Annotated in this window: 19 protein-coding genes and 1 tRNA gene; 12 read left to right on the forward strand and 8 right to left on the reverse strand. The window is 67.1% G+C overall.

What is annotated here, in order from left to right; all coding sequences use genetic code 11:
* The first annotated feature begins 5 nt into the window (after positions 1-5).
* Positions 6-1,022 (forward strand): NADP-dependent oxidoreductase, encoded by a 1,017-nt coding sequence (locus tag BDW41_RS18550; protein WP_074550687.1) that lies wholly within the window; start codon positions 6-8, stop codon positions 1,020-1,022.
* An 82-nt stretch (positions 1,023-1,104) separates the two neighbouring features.
* Here the strand turns inward: BDW41_RS18550 and BDW41_RS18555 are convergent, their stop codons facing one another.
* The gene (locus tag BDW41_RS18555; protein WP_074550474.1) at positions 1,105-3,789 is read right to left on the reverse strand and encodes a M1 family metallopeptidase; all 2,685 of its coding nucleotides are present in this window, start codon (positions 3,787-3,789) and stop codon (positions 1,105-1,107) included.
* A 522-nt stretch (positions 3,790-4,311) separates the two neighbouring features.
* Here BDW41_RS18555 and BDW41_RS18560 point away from each other — a divergent pair.
* The 4 genes from BDW41_RS18560 to BDW41_RS18575 all read left to right on the forward strand — a co-directional run bounded on the left by BDW41_RS18560 (position 4,312) and on the right by BDW41_RS18575 (position 10,752).
* Complete coding sequence (locus BDW41_RS18560) at positions 4,312-6,339, forward strand: sulfotransferase (RefSeq protein ID WP_074550472.1); 2,028 nt, start codon at positions 4,312-4,314, stop codon at positions 6,337-6,339.
* Between the two features lie 130 nt (positions 6,340-6,469).
* Entirely contained in the window at positions 6,470-8,914 is a 2,445-nt protein-coding gene (locus BDW41_RS18565) for a TonB-dependent receptor (protein ID WP_199535372.1), read from the forward strand.
* 286 nt (positions 8,915-9,200) lie between these two features.
* The gene (gene oxyR / locus BDW41_RS18570) at positions 9,201-10,148 is read left to right on the forward strand and encodes a DNA-binding transcriptional regulator OxyR (protein ID WP_074550468.1); all 948 of its coding nucleotides are present in this window, start codon (positions 9,201-9,203) and stop codon (positions 10,146-10,148) included.
* A 7-nt stretch (positions 10,149-10,155) separates the two neighbouring features.
* Positions 10,156-10,752, forward strand: a complete 597-nt coding sequence (locus BDW41_RS18575) for a hypothetical protein (RefSeq protein WP_074550466.1) — start codon at positions 10,156-10,158, stop codon at positions 10,750-10,752.
* A gap of 19 nt (positions 10,753-10,771) precedes the next feature.
* Here BDW41_RS18575 and BDW41_RS18580 read toward each other — a convergent pair whose 3' ends face one another.
* Together BDW41_RS18580 and BDW41_RS18585 are read right to left on the reverse strand one after the other, a co-directional pair.
* A complete protein-coding gene (locus BDW41_RS18580) occupies positions 10,772-11,293 on the reverse strand; it encodes an adenine phosphoribosyltransferase (RefSeq protein WP_074550464.1) in 522 nt (173 codons plus the stop codon).
* 74 nt (positions 11,294-11,367) lie between these two features.
* Positions 11,368-11,646 carry a DUF2007 domain-containing protein gene (locus tag BDW41_RS18585; protein ID WP_074550462.1) on the reverse strand — a complete coding sequence of 93 codons (279 nt, stop codon included), beginning with the start codon at positions 11,644-11,646 and terminating at the stop codon, positions 11,368-11,370.
* A 195-nt stretch (positions 11,647-11,841) separates the two neighbouring features.
* Between BDW41_RS18585 and BDW41_RS18590 the strand changes: the two genes are divergently transcribed.
* From BDW41_RS18590 to BDW41_RS18605, 4 genes are all read left to right on the forward strand, one after another.
* A complete protein-coding gene (locus BDW41_RS18590; RefSeq protein WP_074550460.1) occupies positions 11,842-13,626 on the forward strand; it encodes a glutamine--tRNA ligase/YqeY domain fusion protein in 1,785 nt (594 codons plus the stop codon).
* A 24-nt stretch (positions 13,627-13,650) separates the two neighbouring features.
* Positions 13,651-14,208: a nucleoside deaminase gene (locus BDW41_RS18595; protein ID WP_074550458.1), complete on the forward strand. Its 558-nt coding sequence runs from the start codon at positions 13,651-13,653 to the stop codon at positions 14,206-14,208.
* The gene (locus BDW41_RS18600) at positions 14,205-14,942 is read left to right on the forward strand and encodes a VTT domain-containing protein (protein WP_074550456.1); all 738 of its coding nucleotides are present in this window, start codon (positions 14,205-14,207) and stop codon (positions 14,940-14,942) included. The genes BDW41_RS18595 and BDW41_RS18600 overlap by 4 nt, the downstream gene beginning before the upstream one ends.
* Positions 14,943-15,081: 139 nt before the next feature.
* A complete protein-coding gene (locus BDW41_RS18605; protein WP_074550454.1) occupies positions 15,082-16,980 on the forward strand; it encodes a hybrid sensor histidine kinase/response regulator in 1,899 nt (632 codons plus the stop codon).
* Here BDW41_RS18605 and BDW41_RS18610 read toward each other — a convergent pair whose 3' ends face one another.
* Positions 16,981-18,717, reverse strand: a complete 1,737-nt coding sequence (locus tag BDW41_RS18610; RefSeq protein WP_074550452.1) for a type VI secretion protein IcmF/TssM N-terminal domain-containing protein — start codon at positions 18,715-18,717, stop codon at positions 16,981-16,983.
* A 574-nt stretch (positions 18,718-19,291) separates the two neighbouring features.
* On the opposite strand from BDW41_RS18610, the gene BDW41_RS18615 reads away from it, so the two are divergent.
* Positions 19,292-19,975, forward strand: a complete 684-nt coding sequence (locus BDW41_RS18615; protein WP_074550685.1) for a response regulator transcription factor — start codon at positions 19,292-19,294, stop codon at positions 19,973-19,975.
* Positions 19,976-20,099: 124 nt separating this feature from the next.
* Positions 20,100-21,101, forward strand: a complete 1,002-nt coding sequence (gene phnD / locus BDW41_RS18620) for a phosphate/phosphite/phosphonate ABC transporter substrate-binding protein (RefSeq protein WP_074550450.1) — start codon at positions 20,100-20,102, stop codon at positions 21,099-21,101.
* A gap of 12 nt (positions 21,102-21,113) precedes the next feature.
* Here phnD and BDW41_RS18625 read toward each other — a convergent pair whose 3' ends face one another.
* Positions 21,114-21,638 (reverse strand): DUF3617 family protein, encoded by a 525-nt coding sequence (locus BDW41_RS18625; protein WP_074550448.1) that lies wholly within the window; start codon positions 21,636-21,638, stop codon positions 21,114-21,116.
* Between the two features lie 352 nt (positions 21,639-21,990).
* Between BDW41_RS18625 and BDW41_RS18630 the strand changes: the two genes are divergently transcribed.
* Positions 21,991-23,427, forward strand: coding sequence for a HAMP domain-containing sensor histidine kinase (locus tag BDW41_RS18630; protein WP_074550446.1), 1,437 nt, complete (start codon positions 21,991-21,993; stop codon positions 23,425-23,427).
* Between the two features lie 79 nt (positions 23,428-23,506).
* Here BDW41_RS18630 and BDW41_RS18635 read toward each other — a convergent pair.
* The 3 genes from BDW41_RS18635 to queE all read right to left on the reverse strand — a co-directional run bounded on the left by BDW41_RS18635 (position 23,507) and on the right by queE (position 25,290).
* A tRNA-Lys gene (locus BDW41_RS18635) sits at positions 23,507-23,582 on the reverse strand.
* A 62-nt stretch (positions 23,583-23,644) separates the two neighbouring features.
* Positions 23,645-24,331, reverse strand: a complete 687-nt coding sequence (queC, locus tag BDW41_RS18640; protein WP_074550444.1) for a 7-cyano-7-deazaguanine synthase QueC — start codon at positions 24,329-24,331, stop codon at positions 23,645-23,647.
* 266 nt (positions 24,332-24,597) lie between these two features.
* Complete coding sequence (gene queE / locus BDW41_RS18645; protein ID WP_074550441.1) at positions 24,598-25,290, reverse strand: 7-carboxy-7-deazaguanine synthase QueE; 693 nt, start codon at positions 25,288-25,290, stop codon at positions 24,598-24,600.
* Positions 25,291-25,297 lie beyond the last annotated feature (7 nt).

The raw sequence follows: 25,297 nt of genomic DNA on the forward strand, positions 1-25,297 counted from the left end.
CCACCATGAGCCTGATGAATCGCCAACTGCTGTTGAAGACGCGCCCCGAGGGGCTGGTCAGCCTGGACAACTTCGATCTGCGCGAAACGCCCGTGGCCGAACTCGCCGACGGACAGGCGCTGGTGCGCGTGCTGTACCTCTCCATGGACCCCACCAACCGCGTGTGGATGAGCGACATCCCGCAGTACATGCCGCCCGTCGCCATCGGCGAAGTCATGCGCGGCCTGGGCATTGGCCGCGTGGTGGCATCCAGGTCGAAGCACTATGAAGCAGGCGACCTCGTGCAGGGCCTGGCCGGCTGGCAGGATTACGCGCTGATCGACGAGACCAAGATGGGCTACTGGGTGAAGCTGCCGCCCAAGCCGCCCGTGGAGCTACCCACGCTGCTGGGTGCCTGCGGTTTCAGCGGCATCACCGCGTACTACGGCCTCACCGACATCGCACCCGTCGAAGCCGGCGAAACCCTGGTCGTCTCCGCTGCCGCCGGCTCGGTGGGCTCCATCGCCGGGCAGATCGGCAAACTGCGCGGCGCGCGCGTGGTGGGCATCGCGGGCGGCGCCGAGAAATGCCGCCACCTTGTCGACGACCTCGGCTTCGATGCCGCCGTCGACTACAAGGCCGACGACTTCAAGCAGAAACTCGCCGCAGCTACGCCGGACGGCGTGCACGTCAACTTCGAAAACGTCGGCGGTCCCGTGATGCGCGCGGTGCTGTCACGCATGGTCAACGGCGGCCGCGTCGCGCTGTGCGGCCTCATCGCCAACTACGCAGGCGGCAGCAAGGCCAGCGACGACTACAGCGTCATCATCATCAAACGCCTCACCGTGCGCGGCTTCCTCGCCTTCGACTACAAGGACCAGCCCCGCGCCGTGCACGACCTTGTCAGCTGGGTCGTCAGCGGCAAGATCAAGGCCGGCGAAACCGTAGCCCATGGCCTGGAAAACGCCCCACTCGTACTCAACCGCCTGTTCGACGGCAGCCATACGGGCAAGCTGGTGTTGAAGGTGGCGGAGGAGGCATGATCCGTTGAGGTTTGGCCCATAAAAAACCGGGCGACTTGCGTCGCCCGGCCATGGGTTCCACTGCCTTGGAGGAGCCCTCAACTCAGCGCAGGATGGATGCGGCGTCCTGCTTCTGCACCAGTGCGTGGCAGAGCACGGTGGCTTCGCTGGTTTGCGCGAGGCCGCGTTCGGCGCCGCTGACTTGCTTGGCGCGGTCCTTGAAGAAGGCTTGCAGGCGGTCGGCCTCTTCCTGCGAGCAGCCACCGCCGCCGACGAGGTCGGGCAGTTTGCCGCCGGCGAAGCTGCCGGTGCGCTCCACGATCTTGTCGTAGTTGGTGGTGGCCCACTGCCAGGAGGCGTCGCGTTCGCTGCGGGTGTCGCGGCCGCCGCGCAGCAGCATGCCCATCTCGCCGACCTTTACCTTCTTGTCGAGGGCGAAGTTGCGCACTTGGTTCGCCAGCGCCGGATCGGTCGCTTCGCTCAGGCCATCGAGCATGCCGTTGCGCAGCGCCGGGTCGCTGGTCTGCGGCAGTTCGGCGATGAGGGCGTCCACCGCGGGCTTGCCGCGCTCCTGCACGGCCACGGCGAGCGCGCTGCCGATCAGGTCGGGGTCGGCGGCGGCAAGGTCCAGGCGGCCGTCGGCCTTGCGCTTGAGTGCGGCGTCGCCCTGCTTGAGCAATTCGGCGCGAACTTCCGGCAGCTTGACCACCAGCGCGAGTTCGTCGGCGAGGGTGTTGCGCAGCAAGGAGTCGCTGTCCGGCTCGTTCGCCTTGCGGTGATAGCCGAGCTGGGTCATGCGCGGCAGGTAGGCAGCCTTGGCCCACGCGGCGAGCTTGGCGCGCTGGGCGTCGGTCTGCGCCAGGTTGCGGTAGATCCAGTTGAAGCTGGTGAGCGGCGCAATGGCGACTTCGCGCGTCTTGGACGCCGTCAGCGGCTTAAGCGCGGCGAGCACGTCGCCCGCATCGATGTCACCGTGCTTGAAGCTGGCGTAGACCGCGTCGGCATAGGCGAGCTGTTCGGCGTCGTCGAGCTTGCCGATCTGCTTGCCGAGGTTGGCCAGGTCGTTCTTCGCCATGGCGAAGCGGTAGTAGCCGCTGCCGTTGGCGTTGGGCAGCACCCACGTGCCCTTGCTCGCGTCCGTGAGCACCATGGAGCCGGTGGCCTGGTCGAGCAGTTCGCAGCTCACCTTGCTGCCGTGGGCGGTGCCGTAGCGCACGCACATCGGCACGCCCCACACCTGGTGCGTGTCGCCCTTGCTGCCCACCGGCAGGTAGCGGCTCTGGCTGAGCTTGAGCACGGTCTTGCCGCCTTCCTGCGCCAGCTCGGTCTGCACGTAGGGCACGCCGGGCTGGTTGAGGAAGCTCTTGAACGCCTGCTTGAAGTCGTCGCCCTTGTCGGCGGCCTTGGCGATGGCGTCGATCAGGTCGTCGGCGGTGGCGTTGCCGAACTTGTGATCCTGGATGTAGGCGCGCATGCCCTTCTGGAACGTGGCCTCGCCCACGTAGCCTTCGAACATGCCCAGCACCGCCGCGCCCTTCTGATAGGTGATGCCGTCGAACGCGGTTTCGATGTCGCCGTTGCCGGTGATCGGCTGGCGAATCTTGCGCGTGGTGACCAGGCTGTCGCCGTTCATCGCGCCTTGCGCGCCGCGCACGCGGTCCAGGTCGGCGCGGTATTCCGGATGCACCTTCTGCGTCACCTTCTGCTGCATCCAGGTGGCGAAGGCTTCGTTGAGCCACAGGTCGTCCCACCAGGCGAGCGTCACGGTGTCGCCGGTCCACTGGTGCGCGAGCTCATGCGCGGTGACGTTGAACGAGCCGCGCACATAGCTGGCCGAGGAATCGGGATCGATCAGCAGCAGCCAGTCGCGGAAGGTGACCAGGCCCGGGTTTTCCATGGCGCCGGCGGAGAAGTCCGGCGCGGCTAGCAGATCGAGCTTGTCCCACGGATAGCCGAAGCCGTAGTAGTCCTCCAGCGTGTGGACGATGCTCGGCGTTTCGCCTAGCACATGCTGCATGCGATGGCCTTCGCCCTTGGCGGCGATGCCGCGCAGTTCCAGCGTGTCGGCGCGGTAGGCGGTGGGCGAAATGTCGGGGCCCTTCACCACGTCCCACGGGCCCACGCCGAAGGCGACCAGATAGGTCGGCAGCGGCTTGGTGGTGGAGAAGGTCAGCTTTTTCCAGCCCTTGCCGGCGGGCTCTCCCTTCACCTGGCGGGTGTTGGCCACGCCCACTTCGTCGTCGGGAATGGTCAGGCGGATGTCGAACGGGGTCTTGAAGCCGGGCTCGTCGAAACCGGGAAAGGCGAAGCGCGCGCTGATGGGTTCCATCTGCGTCATCGCATACGGCTGGCCTTCGTGGCTGACCTTGTACAGGCCCTGCAGCTGCTGGTTGAGCGGCGCGGTGTAATCGAAGGCCAGCGTGAGTTCCTGCGGCTTCAAGGTGGCGCCGAAGTCGATGCGCACCACGCCTTCCTGCGGCGCCACTTCCACGTACTTGGCCGCGTGCGCCTTGCCGGCCGCATCGGTGACGGTGACCTTGCCGACCTTCAGCTCGCGGCCGTGCAGCCACAGATGATCCGAAGCCTGCGTCAGCTTCACCTTGATGACGGTGGTGCCGGAGAAATCCTGCTGGCGCGGATCGACCTTGAAGTCCAGCTGGTAGGACTCCGGCTGCGCCCAACCGGGCAGGCGGCCATGCGGCTGGTCATCCGCGGCGGGCGCGGCGAGGGCGGCGCCGCAGCAGGCAGCCAGTGCGGTGAGTACGAGTGGGCGAACGAGACGACGCATGCGAGGGGGCTCCCCTTAAGACAGACAAACCCCCACGCTAGGCGCTGCCATGACTTTGGACACAGTGCCAGAAGGCATAGCTTGCGCGTTCCTTGCGGCAAGCCCTGACGAAAGGTCCATGTCAGGCCCTGTTAACGCGCAAGCGTGACCGCCGTCGCTGCTTGGCGCACATACGCCCTTCCCCTGACATTTTCCGATACCCACCCGCCATGCCAGCGCGTAGGGTGAATCCCGCCACATCAGAACAACGAAAGGCGGAGAGGCTTCTTTCATGTCTTGCGGGGTTGGCGAGCACCCCACGGAGGGTTGCGCGCTTTGCGGGCGGGATGCCAGCGACACCCATGAAGGATGCGTCCTGAGCCCTCGTCGACTGATCACCCGGTAGCGTCATCCAGGGCGCGGCAGTTTGCGTCCGCGAAAGACCTTCGTACTGCTTGAGGAGTCGCTGTTGCCCATGCCCCACGCCGTGCCTGCGCCTGTTTGCCCGATGTTCCACGCCAAGCCGCCGCGAGTGCGCCAGGCATGAGGGCCGCCGACGAAGCCACCGGCACCCTGCAACAGGCACTGCAACACACGGCCCACCTGCTGGAGCGCCAGCCCGCACTGGCCGCCGAGCAGGCCACGGAAATCCTGAAGGCCGTTCCCGATCACCCCGCGGCCTTGCAACTGCTGGCGGCGGCGCATGCCGCGCAAGGCGACACGCAGGCGGCGCTGGACATCCTGCTGCCGCTGACCAAGGCACAGCCTGCGTGGGCGCTGGTCCATCGCGACCTGGGCGTGGCGCTGGGCAAGGCCGGCCGCCATCAGGAGGCGGTCGATGCGTTGCACAAGGCCGCTGCGCTGAAGGCGGACCTGCCGCAGGTGTGGCGTGCCCTGGGCGATGGCCTGGCCGCCGTCGGCGATCACACGGGCGCCGCCAAGGCCTATGGGCGGCACGTGCATCACGCCACGCGCGATCCGCGCCTGCTCGCCGCCGCTTCCGCGCTGGCCGGCAACCGATTGCCAGAGGCCGAGGCGCTGTTGCACGAACATCTCAAACAAGCGCCCACCGATGTCGCCGCGCTGCGCATGTCGGCCGAAGTGGCGGCGCGGTTTGGCCGTCATGACGAGGCCCGCCGGCTGCTCGAACGCTGCCTGTCGCTGGCGCCGGGTTTCGATGCGGCGCGCTTCAATCATGCGCTGCTGCTCCATCGCAGCAACCGGCCGGAACAGGCGCTGGCCGAGCTCGAGCGTCTGCTGGCGACGGAACCCGAACACAGCGGCTATCTCAACCTCAAGGCGGCGGTGTTGTGCCGCATCGGCGATTACGAGCCGGCCATCCGCATCTACGCGAACCTGCTGGCCCGCGACGCGCGCCATCCGCGCGTGTGGATGAGTTACGGCCACGCGCTGAAAACCGCGGGCCACACCGATCGCGCCATCGAGGCTTACCGCCGCGCGCTGGCCTTGGAGCCCTCGTGCGGCGAGATCTGGTGGAGCCTGGCCAACCTCAAGACGTTCCGCTTCGATGGCGACGATCTCGCGACCATGCGCCAGCAGTTCGCCCGGGCCAATCTCAGCGACGACGACCGCCTGCACCTGGCCTTCGCCATCGGCAAGGCGCTGGAGGATGCCGGCGAGTACGAGCCGTCGTTCCAGCACTACGCCCAGGGCAACGCGCTGCGCCAGCGCCAGCTTCGCTACAGCGCGGACGACACCAGCGCGCGCGTGCGCTACATCCGCCAGCGCTATTCGCGCGCGTTCTTCGAGGCCCGCGCAGGACAGGGCAGCGAGGCGCGCGACCCCATCTTCATCGTCGGATTGCCGCGCGCCGGCTCCACCCTGATCGAGCAGATCCTGTCCAGCCACAGCCAGGTGGAAGGCACGATGGAGCTGCCGGAGATCACCACGATCACGCGCCTGCTGCGCGAAAAGGGCGACGCCGACAGCGACGCGCCGTATCACGACGTGCTCGCCACGCTGGATGCGAAGGCGCTGCGCGAACTCGGCGAGCGCTACCTCGCCCACACCCGCATCCAGCGCAAGACCTCGGCACCGCTGTTCATCGACAAGATGCCGAACAACTTCATGCACATCGGCCTGATCCATCTGATCCTGCCCAACGCCCGGATCATCGACGCGCGCCGGCATCCCCTCGCCTGCTGTTTCTCGGGGTTCAAGCAGCATTTCGCGCGCGGCCAGAGCTTCAGCTACAGCCTGGAGGACATCGGGCGCTACTACCGCGACTACGTCTCGCTGATGTCGCACTTCGACGCGGTGCTGCCGGGCCGCATTCATCGCGTCGTCTACGAGCGCATGGTCGAGGACACGGAAGGGGAGATCCGTCGCCTGCTCGACTACTGCGGCCTGCCGTTTGAGAAGTCGTGCCTGCGCTTCTTCCAGAACGACAGGCCGGTACGCACCGCAAGTTCGGAACAGGTACGCCAGCCGATCTACCGCGAAGGCGTGGATCACTGGCGGCACTACGCGCCATGGCTGGCACCGCTGGAACACGCATTGGGGCCGGTGCTGGGGAGCTATCCCGAGGCGCCGGCATGGGAGGCGACGTAGCAGTCATCCATGCGTCGTCGATAACACCTGGGGAGGGAAGTCGATGCACAAGGTCAGGCCGAGGGGGCCGACACATACGCGGCACATCACGTTGTCCCGGCTGCCGCTCGCGGCGGCCATCTGCCTTGCCATGGCGGCCCCTGCCGCCGCGCAGGACGCCGCGCAACAAGCAACGCAAGGCCCGGCGGCCAATCCGCCATCCGCGCCGGCCAAGACCAAGACGCTGGACGCCGTGACGGTGACGGCGCAGAAGCGCGAGGAGAACCTGCAGAAGGTGCCGATCAGCCTGCAGGTGCTGGACACCGACAAGCTGCAGGAGCTGCACGTCCAGAACTTCAACGACTATGTGAAGTACCTGCCCAGCGTGTCGTATCAAACGTATGGGCCGGGCTTCGCCTTGATCTACATGCGCGGCGTGGCCAGCGGCGGCGACGGCAACCACTCCGGTTCGCAACCGAGCGTGGGCGTGTACCTGGATGAGCAGCCGGTCACCACCATCCAGGGGCCGCTCGACATCCACATGTACGACATCGCACGCGTGGAGTCGCTCTCCGGCCCGCAGGGCACGCTGTACGGCGCCAGCGCGGAAGCCGGCGCGATACGCATCATCACCAACAAGCCCGACCCCAGCGGTTTCGCGGCCAGCTACAGCGTGGGCGTGGACACTGTCAGTCATGGCGGCGTCGGCTACACCGCCGAGGGCATGGTCAACATCCCCATGTCGCCGAGCGCGGCGATCCGGCTGGTGGGCTGGGACGAGCACGACGCAGGCTATATCAACAACCAGGTGGGTTCGCGCACCTTTCCGAGTTCCGGCATCACCGTGAGCAATGCGGCGGGCTGCTCCAATCCGCCGAACCTGATCTGCACCGGCCAGGCCAAGAAGCACTACAACGACGTCGACACGCAGGGCGGCCGCGCCGCGCTGAAGTTCAACCTCAACGACGACTGGTCGATCAGCCCCACCATCATGGGGCAGCACACGATCACCAATGGCGCATTCGCCAGCGATCCGCAGGTGGGCTCGCTGGCGTTGACGCACTTCTATCCGGACTACGCCGACGATCGGTGGATCCAGGCCGCGCTCACCGTCGAAGGCAAGATCGGCAACTTCGACCTGACCTATGCCTACTCGCACCTCACGCGCAACCAGGAAGAAGACAACGACTACAGCGACTACTCGTTCTGGTACGACACCATCGCGCACTACGGCGCCTACATCCACGACAACGCCGGCAACCTGATCAACCCCTCGCAGTACATCCAGGCGCACAACCACTACACCAAGCAAAGCCACGAGCTGCGCATCGCCTCGCCGGCGGACGACCGCCTGCGCGTGGTGGCCGGCGTGTTCTTCCAGCGGCAGGTGCACGAGATCCAGCAGGATTACCTGATCAACGGCCTGGGCAACGACCTGTCCGTGCCGGGCTGGCCGAACACGCTGTGGCTCACCGAGCAGGAACGCGTGGACCGGGACGAGGCCTTGTTCGGCGAGCTGTCGTACGACTTCATTCCCGAAACGCTCATCGGCACCGTCGGCGGCCGCTGGTTTCACACCAACAACAGCCTGAAGGGCTTCTACGGCTTCAGCGCCGGCTTTGCGCCCACCTCGACCTATGGCGTGGCGGGTTGCACCTCGTCCAATCCGTTCCACGGCGCGCCGTGCATGGATTTCGACAAGGGCACCAAGGAAACCGATTCGCTGGGCAAGGCCAACCTGACCTGGCAGATCACGCCGGACCAGATGATCTACGGCACCTGGTCGCAAGGTTTCCGGCCCGGGGGCATCAATCGCCGCGGCTCGCTGCCGCCATACAAGTCGGACTTCCTCACCAACTACGAACTCGGGTGGAAAACCACCTGGTTCGATCATCGGCTGTCGTACAACGGCGCGGTGTTCCGCGAGAACTGGAAGGATTTCCAGTTCAGCATTCTCGGCGCCAACGGCCTCACCGAGATACGCAATGCGGGACAGGCGCGCATCGACGGCATCGAGCAGGACGTGAACTGGGCGGCCACGTACAACCTGCAGATCGGCGCGGGCATGGCCTATTACAACGCCAAGCTGACGCAGGACTACTGCGGCTTCACCGACACCAGCGGCAACCCGATCACCAATTGCCCGGCCGGCTCGATCAACCCGATCACCGGCACCGCGGTGACCGGTCCGCTCGCACCCAAGGGCACGCGCCTGCCGGTGACGCCCAAGCTCAAGTACAACCTCAATGCGCGCTACACCACCAACATCGGCGACTACGAAGTGTTCGGGCAGGTGGCGGTGGTGCACGTGGGCGAGCGCACCTCCGACCTTCGCGTATTCGCCAACGACCTGGTGGGCAACATGCCGGCCTACACCACGGCGGATTTCTCCTTTGGCGCGAAGTACCACGGCATGTCGCTGGACCTGTATGTGACCAACGCCTTCGACAAGCGCGGACAGCTGTTCCGCTATACCGAATGCGCCGCCGCGACCTGCGCCGCCCACGACGTGGTGCCGCAGTATCCCGACGGGCAGGTTTACACGGTGATGAACCAGCCGCGCACGGTGGGTCTCCGCTTCAGCCAGGAGTTCTGAGCAATACCCGGTGTCGCCCGATCTTTGCCCCGGCAATCGCCGGGGCTTTTTTTGGGCGATGCGCCGGGACACGCGAGACGGTTTGCTCGTCATCCCAGCGAAAGCTGGGATCCAGTGACTTGTTCCCGGTTACCAGGGGTTATCGCGACCCAAAGACACTGGATCCCAGCTTTCGCTGGGATGACGGCTTTGAGAACTGACTAGCGACCTGAAGCAGGATTGTTTCTGGCGATGAAAAACACCACTATGATTGATACGAGCTATCGCATCACCCAGGCGCCTCCCCATGAATTTGCGTGACCTGCACTACCTTGTCGCCCTCGCCGAGCACCGGCATTTCGGCCGCGCGGCCGAGGCCAGTTTCGTGAGCCAGCCCACCTTGTCCACCCAGATCAAGAAGCTGGAGGACGAACTGGGCGTGGCGCTGGTGGAGCGCACGCCGCGCAAGGTGCTGCTCACCGAAACCGGCCGCGAGATCGCCCGCCGCGCGCGTGGCGTGCTGTCGGAAATCGAAGAGATCAAGGCGATTGCGCAGCGCACGCGCGATCCGGAATCGGGCACGCTGCGCCTGGGCATTTTCCCCACGCTGGGCCCGTACCTGCTGCCGCATCTGGTGCCACTGGTGCGCAAGCACTTCCCGCGGCTCGAACTGCTGCTGGTGGAGGAAAAGACCGAGCAGGTGATTCGCCTGCTGCGCGAAGGCTCGCTGGACGTGGGCATTCTCGCGTTGCCGCTGCACGAGGAAAGCCTGCATACGGAGTTCCTGTTCGAGGAACCCTTCGTGCTCGCCGTGCCGGAAGACCATCCGCTGGCGCACAAGCAGAAGCGCCTGAAGCTGGACGACCTGGAAGACGAAAGCCTGCTGCTGCTCGAAGACGGCCACTGCATGCGCGATCAGGCGCTGGAAGTGTGCCAGCTGGCGGGCGCGGGCGAGCGCTCGGGTTTCCGCGCCACCAGCCTGGAAACCCTGCGCCAGATGGTGGCGGCGAACGTGGGCATCACGCTGTTGCCCACGCTCGCGATCAAGCCGCCGGTGGCACGCACGGACAACGTGCACCTGCTGGAATTCGCCGGCCATCCGCCGAGCCGCCGCATAGCGCTGGCGTGGCGCAAGAGTTCGTCGATGGGGCCGTTCCTGGAGCGTTTCGCGGCGGTGATCCGCGACCTGCCCGCCAACCTGCTGAAGCCGGATATCACCGCCGAGGCCAAGCCCGCCCGTTTGCCGGCACGCTGACGCCTGCATGCAGCGCTTCATCGTCATCGGCCTGCCGCTGATCGCGCTGCTGGGCGGCGTGCATTGGTGGCGTCATCGGCCCATCGAACACGCCGCCGGCGTGCTCGCGCCCGAGGCGCCCACGCAGATCGACCTGGACGAAGGCGCCACGCTGCGGCGTGGGGACGTGTCGCTGCTCACGCGTGCGCGCTTCGAACTCACGGCACGCGTGCTGTCACGCGAGGATTACCGCTTCGATGCCGGCGCCTCGCTGGCGCCCATCGACCTGGCGCTGGGCTGGGGCCGCATGTCGGACAGCGCCGTGCTGTCGCAGGTGCAGATCAGCCAGGAAAACCGTTTCTATCACTGGCATGTCGACCGCTTTCCGATTCCACGGCGCGAGATCGAGCAGTCCAGCGCCAACATGCACATGATTCCCGCGGACGACACGGCACGCCGCGAGCTGGAAAGCGTGCGCCCCGGCGAAGTGATCCATCTGGAAGGTTTCCTGGTGGATGCCAGCCGCCCCGACGGCTGGCGCTGGCATACCTCGATGACGCGCGACGACACCGGCAACGGCGCCTGCGAGCTGGTGTACGTGGAGAGCGTGGCGCCGGCGCAGTGAACTTGCGCCGCGCTTCGCGTCAGTAACGCAGCAGGGCCTGCAAGGACGCCGCGTCGTCCTGCCAGCGTTCGCGGCCCTGCAGTGCGGCCAGTTCGATCACCACGCTGGCGCCCACCAGTTGCGCGCCCAGCTTCAGCACCAGCGCGCGCGCCGCCGCCAGCGTGCCGCCGGTGGCGAGCACGTCATCGACGATGAGCACGCGTTCTCCCGGACGCAAGGCGTCGTTGCGCGCCTCCAGGCGATCCACGCCGTATTCGAGCTGGTAATCCACCGACACCACCGGCGGCGGCAGCTTGTTGGGCTTGCGCAGCGGCACGAAACCCGCGTGCAGCTTCTGCGCGAGCGCCGCGCCGAAGATGAAGCCGCGCGATTCGATGCCGCACACGGCCTGCACGCCACTGCCCTGCCAGGGCTCGGCCAGCGCGTCGATGCAGCGGGCGAAGCCGCCGGCATCGGCCAGCAGCGGCGTGATGTCGCGAAACATCACGCCGGGCTTGGGAAAGTCCGGTACGGCGCGGATCAGCGTGGCTATCTGCTGCAATGACGCGTTCAAGGTCGAAGGCTCCGGTGAGACGGGAAAGGCGGCAGGATAGCGCGCGTTGCCGCCTGCGCCGCTCAGCAGAAGGCCGGCTGCGGCGCGTCCGGGTCTTCGTCGGGGTCGTTGAGCGCGAGACGGGCTTCCTGGAGATCGCGCTCCACCTCGCGCACCACCTGCTCCGCCGCGGCCAGGCTGGCCTCGGGCACCAGCACGGCCACGTAGTCCAGGGCGGGCAGCTGGCCCACGGCCCCGGTCAGGTATTCGCCGGAAACGAAGGCCGGGACGTCGGCGCGCTCCAACGCGTCCTTGACCAGGTGGGCGTCGATCAGGCTTTCGGCTCGGTAAACGATGCGCATGGGCTCACGCTAGCGCCGGGGCGTCGGGAGGGCAAGTTCTTGTCCTGGGCGTGTTAGACGGGTGAAGAGCGCTGTTCGCGGCCACTTGCCGGCCTGTTCCCTGCCGGCCCGGCCCCTGAAAACCGGGCAAAACACCCCCACCTACGGACAAGGTAAACTCACCTGTTTCCACCACCGCGTACGAGCCACGCTCCGATGTCTACCGAAAACGCCGCCGTTGAAACCACCGCCTCGCCCGCTGCCCCGCAGGCCGAGGGGCAACGGGCCGATGTTCAAAGGGATTTCATCCGCCAGATCATCCGCGAGGACCTGGCCACCGGTAAGCATCACGCCATCCGCACGCGCTTTCCGCCCGAGCCCAACGGCTACCTGCACATCGGCCACGCCAAGGCGATCTGCCTGAACTTCGGCATTGCCCGCGAGTTCACCGGCTGGTGCAACCTGCGCCTGGACGACACCAACCCCGGCAAGGAAGACCCGGAGTTCGTCGAAGGCATTAAGGACGACGTGCGCTGGCTCGGCTACGAGTGGCACGACCTGCGCCACGCCTCGGACTATTTCGAGGTGTTCTACGACGCGGCCGTCAAGCTGATCAAGGACGGCGTGGCCTACGTGGATGACCTGAGCCCGGAAGACATGCGCGCCTATCGCGGCACGCTCACCGAGCCGGGCCGCAACTCGCCGTTCCGCGAGCGCAGCGTGGAGGAAAACCTCGACCTGTTCCGCCGCATGCGCGAGGGCGAATTCGCCGACGGCGCCAAGACGCTGCGCGCGAAGATCGACATGGCCTCGGGCAACATGAACATGCGCGATCCGGCCATCTACCGCATCCGCAAGGTGCCGCACCAGAACACCGGCGACGCCTGGCCGATCTATCCGATGTACGACTACGCACACTGCCTGTCCGACGCGCTGGAAGGCATCACGCACTCGCTGTGCACGCTGGAGTTCGAAGACCACCGCCCGCTGTACGACTGGTTCGTGGACAAGGTCGACCTGGTCAACCATCCGGAGCTGTGGCAGCACCTGCGCGAAGGCGGCTTCCGCACGGAACCGGCCAAGCCGCGGCAGATCGAGTTCTCGCGCCTCAACCTCTCCTACTCCATCACCAGCAAGCGCAAGCTCGCGCAGCTGGTGAATGAGAACCTGGTGGACGGCTGGGACGATCCGCGCATGAATACGCTGCGCGGCTTGCGTCGCCGCGGCTTCACGCCGGGCGGCCTGCGCCTGCTCATCGAGCGCCTGGGCGTGAGCAAGCAGAACAGCATCATCGACTACTCCATCCTGGAAAACTGCGTGCGCGAGGATCTCGACGCCACCGCGCCGCGCCGCATGGCCGTGCTCGATCCGCTCAAGCTGGTGATCACCAACCTGCCGGAAGGCCACGAGGAACAGCTCACGTTCGCCAACCATCCGAAGGACGAGAGCTTCGGCACGCGCGACGTGCCGTTCTCGCGCGAGCTGTGGATCGAGCGCGAGGATTTCGCCGAAGTGCCGCCGAAGGGCTTCCACCGTCTCAAGCCCGACGGCGAAGTGCGCCTGCGCGGTGTGGGTATCGTCAAGTGCGACGAGCTGGTGAAGGACGCCGACGGCAACGTGGTCGAACTGCGCTGCACGCTGGATCTCGAATCGCGCCAGGGCATGCCGGGCGCCGACCGCAAGGTGAAGGGCACCATCCACTGGGTGAGCGCCAGGCACGGCGTGTCCAGCGAAGTGCGCGTGTACGACCGCCTGTTCAACGTGCCGGACCCGGACGACGAGACCGACGGCAAGACCTGGATCGAGCACATCAACCCGGACGCCAAGCGCGTCGTCACCGCATGGCTGGAACCGGCGGCGGCGAAGGTGGAGCCGGAGCAGCGCTTCCAGTTCGAACGCCTGGGCTATTTCGTGGCCGACCGTATCGATCACACGAGCGACAAGCCGGTCTTCAACCGCACCGTCACGCTGCGTGACGCGTGGGCCAAGCAGGCTGGCTGACGTTCGCGTCACAAGGAAGGCAGCATGCTCCCCCAACAGATCCACCTGACCCTCCCGCCCTGGATCGGCGAAGTGGTCGACACCCACAAGCGCTACACCACCGACGAGGAACGCGTGGCTCTCGCCATCGAACTCTCGCGCCTGAACATTGAGCGCAGCCAAGGCGGCCCGTTCGGCGCGGCGGTGTTCGACGGGCACGGACGCGTGGTGTCCGTCGGCGTCAATCGCGTGGTGCCGCAGACCTGCTCCGTGGCGCACGCCGAAATGATGGCCTACATGAGCGCCCAGCAGCGCCTGGCGGCGTTTCGCCTGAACGCCGATGGCGGCCGCTATACGCTCGCCACCAGCGCGCAGCCCTGCTGCCAGTGCTACGGCGCCACGGTGTGGGCCGGCGTGGATGAGCTCCTGATCGGCGCGCGCGCCGAGGACGTGGAAGAACTCACCGAGTTCGACGAAGGCCCGCTGCCGGCCGACTGGATCGGCGAACTGGAGCGCCGCGGCATCGCCGTGCGCCGTGACATCCTGCGCGAGCAAGCGCGCGGCGTGCTGGCGACCTACGGCCAGAGCGGACAGCACTATTGAGCCGCCTGCGCGCCGCGCTGCCGCTGATCCTGCTGGTCGCCGCCGGCATCGCGCTGTTCAGCTCCGGCCTGATGGATCGCCTGCACCCGGAGCAACTGGTGCAGCACCAGGCGCAGATGCGCGCCGACATCGCCGCCGCGCCCTGGCTTACCCGCATCACCTTCATCGGCCTGCTCACGCTGGCCATGTCGACCGGCGTGCCTGGCACGGTGATCATCATCATCGCCGGCGGCTTCGCCTTCGGCGTGGTGGAAGGCAGCATCTATTCCTCCATCGGGCTGACGCTGGGCACGCTGATCCTGTTCCTGGCCAGCCGCTATGCGTTCGGCGCGGGCAGCAAGCACCCGCCCGCCATCGTGGACAAGCTGCACCACGGCTTCGAACGGCATCCGGTGGCCTACACCATGTTCCTGCGCTTCGTGCCGGTGGCGCCGTTCGGCCTGGTCACGGTGGCGCTGGCGTGGCTGCGTTGCCCGCTGTGGCTGTTCCTGGGCGCCAGCTGGCTGGGCGGAACGGTCTCCCTGATCTTCGAGACCTCCATCGGCGCCGGCCTGGGCGAAGCGCTGGCGCAAAGCCACGGCCATTTCGGTCCCGGCCTGCTGATGCAGCGGAGCGTGTGGCTACCGATCTCCGCCATCGCCGTGCTGGCCCTGCTGCCGCTGCTGGTGGAGCGTTTCACGCGTCGCCGTCACCGCAACACCCCCGGACATGCGCCTGTCCACCCGCAGGACTGAGCACCGCCCAAGGGATGCTCGCAACCATTTCACGCAGGCGTCACCGGCCCGACGGGCTACGCCGGTCGGCCTGCTGTCGGCCCTGGTGAATCGCGCTAGGCTGGGCCTGCCTGACATCAGACGGGTGCAAGGGGATTTCATGCGTACAGGGGCCAACTCCCGGACGGTGCAATGGTGGCGTCGCACGTCGCTGATGCAGCGGCTCGCGCTGGTCGCCCTGGTGCCCACCCTGGTGACGGCCACGCTGCTGGTCGCCATGCTCGCGCCGCAGCAGTTGATGACCTTGCGCGGCATGGCGCAGAACACCGCCGACGCCATCGCCACCCAGGCCGCCTCGGTGACCGCCGCGCCACTGCGCGACATGCAGCGGCGCGAGCTGGTGCGCATCGCCGAATCCATCGGCGACCTGCCCCACGTCGCCCGCGTGCAGATCCGCGCCGCCGACGGCGAGATCCTGGCCGACAGCCTGGGCCGCAGCGGCGCCGACAACGGCGAAAGCCTGACGGTGGTGCGCGACGTGGTGGATACCGACCGCCCTGGCCAGCCAGTGCTGGGCACGGTAGTGGTCGACGTGAGCCTGCGCGATGCCATCGCCATGCAGCAGGCCAGCCTTCGCCATGCGCTGCTCGCGCTGGTCATCAGCCTGGTGGTGGCGGCGATCATCGCGTGGCAGGCCGCGCGCTGGATCAGCGCGCCGCTGCGCCGCCTCGTGGACGCCGTGCACCAGCTCGGCCGCGGCGATCGCCATGTGGAGGTGGAAGTCACCGACCAGACCGAGATCGGCGAACTGCAACGGGGCTTCAACAGCGCCGCCATGGCCTTGTTCGACGTGCAGCGCGGCATGGAGCGCGAGATCGAGCACGCCACCGTCGAACTGGCGCGCAAGAACGCCGCGCTCGAAGCCGCCAGCGTGGCCAAGGCGCGCTTCCTCGCCGCCGCATCCCACGACCTGCGCCAGCCGCTGTATGCGCTGACGCTGTTCTCCTCGGCCCTGGCGGAGGACGAGCGCGATCCCATCCGCCTGGATCGCATCGCGCACATCCAGGAGTGCGTGGAAGCGCTCGATCACCTGTTCAGCGAGCTGCTCGACCTGTCGCGCCTGGAAACCGGCGCCATGCAGATCGACATCGCCGAGTTCCCGCTCGACCACGTGTTCCAGGAAGTGAGCCGCAACTTCCGCATGATCGCCGAGCAGCACGGCCTGCGCCTGATCATGCGCGCCACGGATCTGTGGGTACGCAGCGACCGCACGATGCTCTCGCGCATCCTCAACAACCTGGTGAGCAACGCGCTGCGCTACACCAGCCGCGGCGGCGTGCTGGTGGTGGCGCGGCGCCGCGACGACGGCACCGTGCGCGTGGACGTATGGGATACCGGCAGCGGCATCGCGCCGGAACACCAGGTGCGCGTCTTCGACGAGTTCTATCGGGTGGAATGCCACGGCAACGAACACGACACCAGCCGCCGACGTGGCCTGGGCCTGGGGCTGGCGACCGTGCAGCGCCTGGCCGAACTGCTGGACACGCGCGTGCAGCTCAAATCCAAGCCGGGCCACGGCAGCGTCTTCAGCTTCCACCTGCCTGAAGTGCCCGCGCAGCAGATCCCGCCCGCGGGCGCGCATGAGCCGCTGGCCGACGTATCGGGCATGCGCGTGCTGGTGATCGACGACGAACCGGCCATCCTGTCCGGCATCCGCTATCTGCTGGCCAGCTGGGGCTGCAAGGTGGCGGTGGCCGAAGATCGCGTGCAGGCCTTGCAGGCCGCGGAGGAATGGAACGAGCCGCCGGACATCGTCATTTCCGACCTGCGCCTGCGCGACGGCGAAAGCGGCCTGGATGTGCTCGCCGCGCTGGATGCGCATTACCAGATCGACGGCAACCCGCCCTTCCCTCGCCTGCTCATCACCGGCGAAACACGCAGCGACCGGTTGCGCGAAATCATGGCCGCGCGCATTCCCGTGCTCTACAAGCCCGTATCGCCGGAGCAACTGCGCGAGGCGCTGATGGTGGCCTGGAGCGCGTCGCGCGCCGCGGCCTGATCAGGGCCTGGGCGCCACGCGACGGGCAAGCACGCGGTCGGCGGGCAGGAAGCGGTTGAAGAGATCGTCCACGAAGTCGCCGCTGGGTGCGTCGTTGCGCGCGCCGCCGGTGACGTACAGGCCTTGCCAGTGCAGGCGGCGCTCGCCGCCGACGTCGCTGGCCTGCAACCGCTCGACGAAAGCGCGCAGGCCACGCTGCACGCCGTACAGCGACTGCAGGAAGGCGAACGCCTCGCGGCGACGATGCGGATCATGCTCGGTCGCCAGCACGGCCAGCGCCGCCGACACCAGCTTTCCGGCCACCACGTCCGCCTGGACGTCCAGGCGCCCATCCGGCACGCCCTCGCGACTCTGGAAACCCTTGCGCCAGCCCAGCACGCGACGGAATACCGAGCTGGGCAAGGCCGCGCGGAAGGCGGCATGGCCCGGCAATCCTTCCAGCCCGGTCACTACGACGTAGACGGGCAGCTGCAACTGGAGCCGGCGCGTGGCCTCGTCGGCAAGCCGGCGCAGTCGATCGGCATACGAAGCCACCGCGCCTTCCGGTTCGCGCAGGCTCTGTGCCGCCACGCAGATGACCATGCCGTCCAGCGGCAGCTTGCGGCGCTCCCGGGCGAGCAGCGACAAGGCCTTCGACCACGGCGCATCGCCATCGCCGATGGCGGCGTGCGGATGCGACAGGCGCGGCCCCGGTTCAACGGCCACCAGTGCGCGGAACACCCACCAATGCCAGGGCTGCGCATCGTTGGCGCGCGAGTGTTCCCGCGCGTGCGGCGCGGCGGCAGCCGCCTGCAACAGCGAACGCACGTCGGCTGGGCTGTCGCCGACGAACAGCAGCCAGGGATGTCGCGACAACTGCCGCCATTCGCCCCGCCGCCGGAACGGATGAAGGATCGCGCCACGCAGGCGGCGCGCGGCATCCCTCACCGCCGCCGACAGGCTGCCGATGCCATAGCCGGAATCCGTGCTGTCGGCCACGCGCGTATGCGCGCGCATCATCACCAGCGACTGCCAGGCCAGCGCGCCGACCCAGCCAATCACGCCCAGCACGGCCAGCACGATGCCACCCAGGAACCACGCCTGCTCCGAAATGGCCTGGCTGAAGACCGGCGCCACAAAAGCCACGAACACCAGCAGCACCACGAGCGCGGCGACCAGCTGCGCCAGCCGGCGTCCTATCCATGTTCCCGGCAGGCGCAGCACCGGCGAGCCGGGCGTCATGTATGGCTGCGGCGTCACCGATTCGCGCTGCAGCGACTGCAGCACGGCAGCCGCGCCGGTGCTGGCCGGGCAGTAAAGCGCCTTGATGCGGCCCAGCTCGCCGCTGTCGCCCTGCTCGTAGTAGTACTGGCCGCGGAAGCCGAGCAGCAGCGCCATGCCGAAGACTTCGCGCACTTCTTCCTCGTCGCTGCCCAGGCGGCCAAGCTGGTCGAAGAATTCCGTAGCGGCGCCGCCGGTGCGGTAGAGCACGTGCTGCAGCGTGCCGACCTGGTTGCCCCAGCCGCCTCGCCGCATCGCCAGCTCGTCCAGCCAGGCGATGGCCGCGAAGGCCGCCAGCTCCACCTCCGCCAGCGGCTTGCCGCGCGCGAACGCGGCGCCGCGCGCCTGCTCCACCAGCGCAAGCGCGCGAGCGTGTACGGACGGCCATTCGTCGTCAGGGAGATTCTGGCTTGCCGCCTGCTCGTCGATCAGCAAGCCATAGGCAAACAAAGGTGCGAAACATTCCAGCAGCCGCATGGCATCGATAGCCGTCAGAGCCTATTGCGTGTTGCTCCATGGCCCCGGCCGGAACACCCTGTGCCTGCCGGGGGACGCGCGCCGAAGTCTACGACGATACATGTCGCCGTGCAGGCCAACGGGCGCACGGGGCGAAGCCCCGCATGGAAGAGAAGAAGCCGCCCCGTGCGGGGAAGAAGGAGCCATCCGTGGCAAGCCACCGATCGGCGCAGGCGTCATGCCGCGCATGCCGGAGGTTCCAAAGCGTTGGGAAGGGGCTGGGCGCAACACGCCATCGGCGAGCCGATCACACCGGGCGTGTCGCTCATGTCGTGCCGGAACCTCCGGTGCCGCCAACGGGACGCGCCAGCGTGCGCATCCCGCGCTGTCCCTGCATGCACCGGAGCGCAGCGCCCATGAGCGACTCCCCCATCGCGGTGGATGAATTTTCACGATCAAACGACAGACCGGCCATATCTCGTTGAGGCTATGTCGTTCGTACGCTCCTTGAGGTTGCCGTGCGCACAGGCTGGGGCTATGTTGCGCAAGCCGGATGTGCGGCGATGGGAGAGCCGCAGGCGCCATGGGGAACGACATGCGCATATTGATCGCAGACGACCATCGACTCATCGTCGAAGGGGTCAAGCTCAAGCTGGCCGAGCTTGGGTCGGACACGAGTTTTGTCACGGCCATGGACATGGCGGAACTTCGCGAAGCGATCCATTCGCCCGAGGCCTCGTCGCTGTCGCTCGCGCTCATCGACCTGGCCATGCCCGGCGTGCAGGGCAGCGAGCATCTGGCCGAGGTGATCGAGCATCTCCCGCAGGTTCCCGTGATGGTGCTGTCCGGCTCCGAGGACGGCGCACTGATGAAGAGCCTGCTGGCCATGGGCGTGCAGGGTTTCATTCCCAAGGCCTATTCGCCCGACGTGATGCTGTCCGCCGTGCGCCTGGTGTTGTCCGGCGGCATCTACGTGCCGCCCCTGATGCTGCAGGAACGCCCGGACGGCGCGGCCTCCGCACCGGCACCGAGCGTGGCGGCGCAGGCGCCGGCCAACGCGGCCGATTCGCTGGAAGAGCGGCTGCGCAAGCTGCTCACCGAACGCCAGATCGACGTGCTGCGGCTGCTTTCGCAGGGCAAGCCGAACAAGCTCATCGCCCGTGACCTGGGCATCAGCGAAGGCACGGTGAAGATTCACCTTGCTGCCATCTTCCGCGCGCTCAATGTACGCAACCGGGTGGAAGCCGTGGTTGCATCGCGCCGCATCAGCGGCCTTTGACCGGCTTCATCGCCAACGCCAGCCCATGTTCGCAGGGATGCTCTGATCTATTCGGGGTCACGCCGTGCCGAAGGACAGGATCGCAAGCCAACGCAGCAAGACCCGCACGGCACGCTTCGCGGGGATGAGGGTGGCGTGGCTGCTTGTGCTGCTCCTGCTCGGCGCACCGGCGGTGTGCGCGGACCAGACGCAGGCCACGGGGCATATCAATGCCCTGACCTTCGGCATCCTGCCGATCGGCGGTCCTTCCGAGTCGCTCGCCGCCTGGCGCCCGATGCTCGACGACCTGAGCCACACGCTGCACCTGCCCATCCGCAGCCTGTCGGTCAGCACGTATGAAGGGTTGGGCGAGGCCATGGCCGAGGAGCGCGTGGACTTTGCCTTCGTATCCGGCCGGCTGGCGCTGGACGCAGTGATCCACGACCGCATGCAGGTGATCGCCCAGCTGACCCGCAGCAACGGTTCGCGCGGCTATTACTCGGTATTGCTCGTACCCCGCGATTCGCCGCTGCAAAGCCTGGACGACCTGTACAAGCAGCCGGGCAAGCTGCGCTATGCGCGCGGCGAAGTGCTCTCGGTTTCCGGCTACCTCGTACCCGAGACGCAGGTGTTCGCCAATCGCCGGCTGGACTCGGATACGTTCTTCGCCAACGTATCTGTCGACAATCACCAGAACAACGCGCTCGCCGTCGCCAACAACGAGGCCGACGTCGCCACCAACAACACGGCCGACATGGAGCGCTTCGCGGAGCGCTTTCCCGATCAGTACGCGCGCGTGCGCGTGCTATGGACGTCCAGCCTGATTCCGCATGCGGTGGTGGTGATACGCACCGACCTTCCCGCCGACCTGCGCCAGCGCGTCGCCGCCGCGTTGACCTCTTATGCCAAGGGCAGGAATGCCCAGGCCGAGCTGGCGAAACTGCATCTGATCCACGACATCAGCGGCTTCATGCCCGCCGGCAACGAGACGCTGGTGCCCTTCGCCGATATCGAGTTCAACCTCGACCGCCGCCGCGCCTACAGCGCGCAATGGGTGAGCGACGCCGCCATGCAGGCGCGGCTGAAAAAGATCGATGCCGAACACGAGGCGCTGGTGCGCCAGTTGATGGCGCCCAGCTCCCCCTGAACACCGCCCGCCTCAGTGGCCGGGCATGTCCTTGATGTTGAACGTCTGGCCATTGGCCATGACCATGTCGCCCGGCTTCTGCCCGGCCGCGCACTGGCCGACCCAGTGGCCGGTGCTGGTCATGGTCATGTCGGCATGGCCCATGATGGCGGGGTTGTAGGTGATGTGGCCCTGCGTGGAATAGGCGCTGTCACCCTGGTAGGTGGTTTCGCTGTGGCTGGTCATGTTGACCGCGCCGTTGGGCGTGTCGATCTTGCAGACGGCGTCGGTCACGACCTTGTTGCCGCCCTGCACGTCGATGTTGAACTTGCTGCACATCTGGCCGCTCATGTGCGTGCCCATCTTGTACATCGCCGCGTCGGTCTCGGCGTCGAGGCAGAACTTGGTCGTCTGGGGCTGGCCGCCCATGCCGGAGGTCTGCATTTCCCACAGGCCCGGCTTGCGCTTGGGCAGGTTGGCGGGAATATCCTGCGCCAGGGCGGCACCGGCCAGACCCAGCAGGGAAACAGCGATCAACCAGCGACAACGTGAGGACATGGGGCTCTCCAATTCGCCCGGGGATGGGCGTCGGGTGGCAAGGTAGCGCCAAACGCGTTCCGCGTCATGCGGCGGGTTCCGCAATGCAGCAAGGCTCCGCTGCGAAACCCCATAGACCGTTAGCACTATGGCGCCTCGCGCTAGAACGAAGTGCGTATCGAAGGGGTGGAACGGTTTCTTTTAGAGTGCGAACCAGGGCGACTCCGTGCCGCGGCGCGCCCGATGGACCTTTTGACCCCTGACTACCGGATTCCGCCTCATGCCGTTCATCGGCGTCTGCCAGCCACAAGGACCACGGAAGCGACGCACAGGCTCGCGGTCGCCCCGTGGCCGCGCGCGGGAGGTGTGAGGCATGGAACCGCGCGCGCATCTGCTGCCACGCCTGTTCATCGATGTCGTCCTGCCCAGCACCATGGCCGCCCTGGCCCTGATCCTGGCGCTGTGCATACAGCAGACCCACAACCTTGCCGAGCGCGTGAATGCCGCCGCCACCCTGCGGCTGTCGCGGCTGGCCGGTGAGCTGGACGCCAGCGGCGGCAGCGCGCCCACCCAGGCCACGCTGGACAGAACCCTGCAGGAAGCCCGGGAAGATCGCGTGGTGCGCGTGGAATGGCATGGCGCGGACGGAAGCCTGTGGAGCAGCGGCACCCTTTCTCCGACCAGCAGCACCACCTATCGCAGTGAGGTGCGTCCGCAGGGCAGCGCCTCGTCCTGGGTGAGCATGCAGGTCGACACGCGCCCTCTGCGGCAGGCGCAAGCCATGGTCTGGCTGCTGGGTGCGCTATGCGCGTCCGGCATTCTCGTGTTGGCGTGGCTGGCGCGCGTATCCATTCGCCATCGCGTGCTCGAACCGCTATCGCAGGTGCGCTACGCGGTGCATGAGCTGGTGAACGCGCGCCATCCGCAACTGGACAACACGCCGGCGAGCACCGAGTTCATCGAGCTGCGCAAGAGCCTGCAACGCCTGTCCGAATTGCAGGAAGAACAACGCCGCGACTGGAGCGCGATGCAGCACGACAACGCCGTCGAGGCGCTGGACCGGCTGCGCCAGAGCCAGGCGGCCACGCGCAGCAAATCGCAGTTCATCGCGCTGGTCAGCCACCACTTCCGCCAGCCGCTGCAGGCGCTGGAACTGTTTGCGGCCGGCCTGGACCAGAACGCCAGCCAGGAGCAGCAGTCGCTGTTCCAGCAGATGCGCAACAGCATTGCGTCGATGACGCGCCTGCTGGATGCGCTGCTGGAAATCTCCCGCCTCGACGCCGGCGTGATCGCGGTGAAACCGGTCGGCTTCACCGCCGCCGAGTTGTTCATGCGCGACCGCACCTCGCTCAATCACGAGGCAGCGCGCCATCAGGTGACGCTGACCTGGCGCGGCAGCCACCATCAATTGCACAGCGATGCGGATGTCGCGGCCAGCCTGCTCTATCAGTTGGCGAGCAATGCCATCGCCAACGCGCCCGCCGGGCGCGTGCTGATCGCTGCGCGCCGGTGCGGCCAGTCCATCCGCATCGAAGTACGCGACAACGGCACGGGCATCGCCGTGATCCACCAACAGCGCATCTTCGAGGAATTCGTGCAATTGCAGGCCGGTGAAAGCGAACGCCGCGGCGGCTACGGGCTCGGTCTCGCCATCGCCGAACGCCTCGCCCGCCTGCTGGGCACGCGCATCGGGCTGCGCTCCGAGCCGGGGCGAGGCAGCACCTTCTGGTTCGACCTGCCGCGCATGCCGGTGATGGAGCGCCACTCCAACCCGCAGAAGCCCGCCGACTCCTGGCGACAGGCAAGCTGAGCCGTCGCTCGGCGGCTGGAGCACGGCCCTTTCGCCAGACAAAAAAAGGCCCGCGTTTCCGCGGGTCTTTCCGCATGATTGGTGGGCCGTGATGGATTCGAACCATCGACCAATAGATTAAAAGTCTACTGCTCTACCGACTGAGCTAACGGCCCACGCTTGAAAAGCGAGCCCAACATTTTATGGGCTGGACGCCCCCGGCACAAGCAAGCCCCGTTCAGGCGTAGCGGGTGGGGTCCGGCAGGCCCGCGGCGCTGAAGCCCTGGGCCCGCAGGCGGCAGGCATCGCAGTGGCCGCAGGCGCGGCCCTGGTCGTCCGCCTGGTAGCAGCTGACGGTCTCGGCGAAATCCACGCCCAGGCGCTGGCCTTCGCGGGCGATGTCGGCCTTGCTCATGCGCATCAGCGGCACGTGGATGCGGATGCCGGCGCCTTCCACGCCGGCCTTGGTCGCCACGTTCGCCAGCTGCTCGAACGCCTCGATGAAAGCCGGGCGGCAGTCGGGGTAGCCCGAATAGTCCACCGCGTTCACGCCGCACCAGATGTCGTTGGAACCCAGCACCTCCGCCCAGCCCAGAGCGATGGACAGCATGATGGTGTTGCGGGCCGGCACGTAGGTCACCGGGATGCCCTGCTCGCCCGTCTGGTCGAGCGGCACGTCGATGTCCGCGGTGAGCGCGGAGCCGCCGATGGTGCGCAGGTCCACGTGCACGGTCTTGTGCTCGACGGCGCCCAGCAGGCGCGACACCCGCTCGGAGGCCGCCAGCTCGGCGCTGTGGCGCTGGCCATAGGCCACGCTGAGCGCGTGCACCTGATAGCCCAGCTCGCGGGCGATGGCGATGGTGACCGCCGAATCCATGCCGCCGGAGACGAGCACGACGGCCTTGCGGGGAGAGGTTGCAGACATGGGATGACTTCCACTCAAGGGTTCAGGCCGGTGATCCGACCGACAAGCGCCACCGGCAAGACAGGCCGAAGCGCGTAAGGCGAGGAGTGAGTGAAGAGTAGTGAGGAGTGAGAGTGGCGCGTTGCGGCCTTCCCTCACATCTGACTGCTCGCTTCTCACTCCAAATGGGCAAGAGCCGAGGAACGAGACAGTGAGGGTGCCGCGCGAGGGCTCTTCTCTCACTTCTCATTACTCTTAACTCACTCCTGCACTACTCACTCCTGCTCTCAATGTCCCGGCGCGTCGTTCCACAGCAGTTTGTGCAGCTGCAGCTGGAAGCGCACGTCGAGCTTGTCCTCGATGATCCATTCCGCCAGCTCGCGGGGCTGGATGGCGCCGTGCACGGGCGAGAACAGCACCATGCAGCGCTCGGTGATGCGATGCTCGGCGACGGCGTCGCGCGCCCATTCGTAATCCGCGCGGCTGGCGATGACGATCTTCACCTGGTCGTGCGGCAACAGTTGCTCGAGGTTCGACCACAGGTTGCGCGCGGCCTCGCCCGAATCCGGGGCCTTAAGGTCCATCACCTTGCGCACGCGCGGATCCACCTGCGACACGTCCAGCGCGCCGGAGGTTTCCAGCGACACGTCGTGGCCGGCATCGCACAGGCGCTTGAGCAGGATCACGCAGCGCTTCTGCGCCAGCGGCTCGCCGCCGGTCACGCACACGTGCCTGGCGCCATGCGAAGCCACCTCGGCCACGATGTCGTCGATGGCGCGCCAGTCGCCGCCGTAGAAGGAATACTCGGTGTCGCACCACACGCAGCGCAGCGGGCAACCGGTCAAGCGCACGAACACCGTGCGCCAGCCGATGGCATCGGCCTCGCCCTGGATCGAATGGAAGATCTCGGTGATGCGCAGGCGCTCGGCCGGCGCCTGCGTCGACGTGGCGGAGGCCACGGTCGCGTTACTGCCCGTCACGACAACG

The sequence above is a fragment of the Dyella sp. AtDHG13 genome (genome assembly GCF_003201105.1).
Taxonomy (GTDB): Bacteria; Pseudomonadota; Gammaproteobacteria; order Xanthomonadales; family Rhodanobacteraceae; genus Dyella; species Dyella jiangningensis_B.

Excerpts from the sequence above, each read along its gene's own strand:
- BDW41_RS18550 (WP_074550687.1), top strand. The coding sequence starts at position 6 with ATGAGCCTGATGAATCGCCAACTGCTGTTGAAGACGCGCCCCGAGGGG.
- BDW41_RS18555 (WP_074550474.1), bottom strand. The coding sequence starts at position 3,789 with ATGCGTCGTCTCGTTCGCCCACTCGTACTCACCGCACTGGCTGCCTGC.
- BDW41_RS18560 (WP_074550472.1), top strand. The coding sequence starts at position 4,312 with ATGAGGGCCGCCGACGAAGCCACCGGCACCCTGCAACAGGCACTGCAA.
- BDW41_RS18565 (WP_199535372.1), top strand. The coding sequence starts at position 6,470 with ATGGCGGCCCCTGCCGCCGCGCAGGACGCCGCGCAACAAGCAACGCAA.
- oxyR (WP_074550468.1), top strand. The coding sequence starts at position 9,201 with ATGAATTTGCGTGACCTGCACTACCTTGTCGCCCTCGCCGAGCACCGG.
- BDW41_RS18575 (WP_074550466.1), top strand. The coding sequence starts at position 10,156 with ATGCAGCGCTTCATCGTCATCGGCCTGCCGCTGATCGCGCTGCTGGGC.
- BDW41_RS18585 (WP_074550462.1), bottom strand. The coding sequence starts at position 11,646 with ATGCGCATCGTTTACCGAGCCGAAAGCCTGATCGACGCCCACCTGGTC.
- BDW41_RS18590 (WP_074550460.1), top strand. The coding sequence starts at position 11,842 with ATGTCTACCGAAAACGCCGCCGTTGAAACCACCGCCTCGCCCGCTGCC.
- BDW41_RS18595 (WP_074550458.1), top strand. The coding sequence starts at position 13,651 with ATGCTCCCCCAACAGATCCACCTGACCCTCCCGCCCTGGATCGGCGAA.
- BDW41_RS18605 (WP_074550454.1), top strand. The coding sequence starts at position 15,082 with ATGCGTACAGGGGCCAACTCCCGGACGGTGCAATGGTGGCGTCGCACG.
- BDW41_RS18610 (WP_074550452.1), bottom strand. The coding sequence starts at position 18,717 with ATGCGGCTGCTGGAATGTTTCGCACCTTTGTTTGCCTATGGCTTGCTG.
- BDW41_RS18615 (WP_074550685.1), top strand. The coding sequence starts at position 19,292 with ATGCGCATATTGATCGCAGACGACCATCGACTCATCGTCGAAGGGGTC.
- phnD (WP_074550450.1), top strand. The coding sequence starts at position 20,100 with ATGAGGGTGGCGTGGCTGCTTGTGCTGCTCCTGCTCGGCGCACCGGCG.
- BDW41_RS18625 (WP_074550448.1), bottom strand. The coding sequence starts at position 21,638 with ATGTCCTCACGTTGTCGCTGGTTGATCGCTGTTTCCCTGCTGGGTCTG.
- BDW41_RS18630 (WP_074550446.1), top strand. The coding sequence starts at position 21,991 with ATGGAACCGCGCGCGCATCTGCTGCCACGCCTGTTCATCGATGTCGTC.
- queC (WP_074550444.1), bottom strand. The coding sequence starts at position 24,331 with ATGTCTGCAACCTCTCCCCGCAAGGCCGTCGTGCTCGTCTCCGGCGGC.